Annotated in this window: 2 protein-coding genes; one reads left to right on the top strand and one right to left on the bottom strand. The window is 39.2% G+C overall.

Annotated elements, in window-relative coordinates:
- Positions 1 to 217 precede the first annotated feature (217 nt).
- The gene (locus tag ACIR310F_RS0109690; RefSeq protein ID WP_028083668.1) at positions 218 to 418 is read right to left on the bottom strand and encodes a hypothetical protein; all 201 of its coding nucleotides are present in this window, start codon (positions 416 to 418) and stop codon (positions 218 to 220) included.
- 139 nt (positions 419 to 557) lie between these two features.
- Between ACIR310F_RS0109690 and mnmE the strand changes: the two genes are divergently transcribed.
- Entirely contained in the window at positions 558 to 1,952 is a 1,395-nt protein-coding gene (gene mnmE, locus ACIR310F_RS0109685) for a tRNA uridine-5-carboxymethylaminomethyl(34) synthesis GTPase MnmE (RefSeq protein WP_028083667.1), read from the top strand.
- Positions 1,953 to 2,054: the final 102 nt, after the last annotated feature.

The following is a 2,054-nucleotide window of genomic DNA, read 5'->3' as shown; positions in this document are numbered from 1 at the left end:
TCCCTGTTCCCTATTCCCTTCCTTCATTGCCACAGTCATAGACCCTCCGACCTCTACTTTCTGTTCCCTGTTCCCTATTCCCTGTTCCCTGTTCCCTGTTCCCTGTTCCCTATTCCCTTCCTTCATTGCCACAGTCATAGACCCTCCGACCTCTACTTTCTGTTCCCTATTCCCTGTTCCCTGTTCCCTGTTCCCTGTTCCTAAACAAGAGTTACATTTAAGGATCTTCTGGAAACACCCATTTTGGTGGTTCTGTCATTTTTTTCCGCAATCTTTCTTCAGCTATTTCTAGCATTTTGTCTAGGGAAGTTTCAGCGATAAATTTTGAAGTTGATTCTCTAAACTCGATATTGGGACATTTATCACCTAAAACACATCCGTTAACACAAGATTCAGCACAGTTAATTTTTTGTTCCATAATTAATTCCGCCAGAATTTTTACTATTATTGGTAATGGTATTGGTAATGGGTAATTACCTTATTTCTTTCTTAAACTAGTGTACTGTAGGGGTTTAAGATTGTGCTTTTCCTCTATCCCGGAAGTAGAATAACCCTTCATGTCTGAATTATTGGCTAATACTGGAACTATTGCGGCGATCGCTACTGCTGTTGTCCCTCAACAAGGTAGTGTAGGTATTGTACGGGTTTCTGGTGATCATGCCATAGCCATCGCTCAAACTCTATTTTATGCTCCAGGGCGACAAATTTGGGAAAGTCACCGGATTCTTTACGGTTATATCCGTCAACCTCAAACAAAGCAAATTATTGATGAGGCTTTATTATTGATCATGAAAGCCCCCCGTTCTTTTACCCGTGAAAATGTAGTAGAATTTCATTGTCATGGGGGGATGATGGCGGTACAACAAGTGTTACAATTGTGCTTAGAAAATGGCGCAAGATTAGCCCAACCGGGAGAATTTACTTTAAGAGCATTTTTAAATGGTAGATTGGATTTAACCCAAGCGGAAAGTATCGCTGATTTGGTGGGAGCAAAATCACCTCAAGCTGCTCAAATGGCTTTGGCTGGGTTACAGGGTAAATTAGCTGAACCTATTCGCAAATTACGGGCTAATTGTTTAGATATTTTGGCAGAAATTGAGGCCAGAATTGATTTTGAGGAAGATTTACCACCTTTAGATCAAAAAAGAATTATTACCGAAATTGAGCAAGTGTCCGGGGAAATTAACAAATTATTAGCAACAAAAGACAAAGGTGAATTATTACGAACTGGTTTAAAAGTGGCCATAGTGGGGCGGCCAAATGTGGGAAAATCAAGTTTATTAAATGCTTGGAGTCGGAGCGATCGCGCCATTGTCACAGATTTACCAGGAACAACCCGCGATGTGGTAGAATCTCAATTAATTGTAGGAGGAATTCCCGTGCAGGTGCTAGATACAGCGGGGATTCGGGAAACAACAGATCAAGTAGAAAAGATTGGTGTAGAGCGATCTCATCGTGCTGCTAATGCTGCTGATTTGGTCTTATTTACTATTGATGCTACCGCAGGTTGGACACCAGCAGATCAAGAAATTTATGCAGAAGTAAAACACCAGAATGTAATTTTAGTAATTAATAAAATTGACCTGATTTCATTAGCAGAACAAGAAAACCTTAAATCCCAAATCCTAAATCCTAAATCCCAAATTGTCACAGCCGCAGCCATAAATCAAGGAATTGATCGGTTAGAAATGGCGATTTTAGAAATAGTTCAAGCCGGAAAAGTTCAAGCTGCTGATATGGATTTGGCAATTAATCAACGCCAAGCAGCAGCTTTAATAAAAGCGAAAAGCGATTTAGAACAACTGCAATTTACAATCACTGAACAATTACCCTTAGATTTTTGGACAATTGATTTAAGAGGTGCAATTCAAGCCTTAGGAGAAATCACCGGTGAAGAAGTTACAGAATCAGTTTTAGATCGGATTTTCAGTAGGTTTTGCATTGGTAAATAAATCAGATCAGTTCATATTTTTTATTCAGTAATATCGCTATTTTAATATTTCCTAACATTTAGTTGTATTGGGATTTTCAAATTTCCCAGGTTCACTAACGAA

It is taken from the genome of Dolichospermum circinale AWQC310F, from assembly GCF_000426925.1.
GTDB lineage: Bacteria > Cyanobacteriota > Cyanobacteriia > Cyanobacteriales > Nostocaceae > Dolichospermum > Dolichospermum circinale.
The sequence above is the reverse complement of the archived record's forward strand: the minus strand, read 5'-3'. Positions and strand labels throughout refer to the sequence as shown.

Coding starts and splice junctions, on each gene's coding strand:
- ACIR310F_RS0109690 (WP_028083668.1), bottom strand. CDS start 418: ATGGAACAAAAAATTAACTGTGCTGAATCTTGTGTTAACGGATGTGTT.
- mnmE (WP_028083667.1), top strand. CDS start 558: ATGTCTGAATTATTGGCTAATACTGGAACTATTGCGGCGATCGCTACT.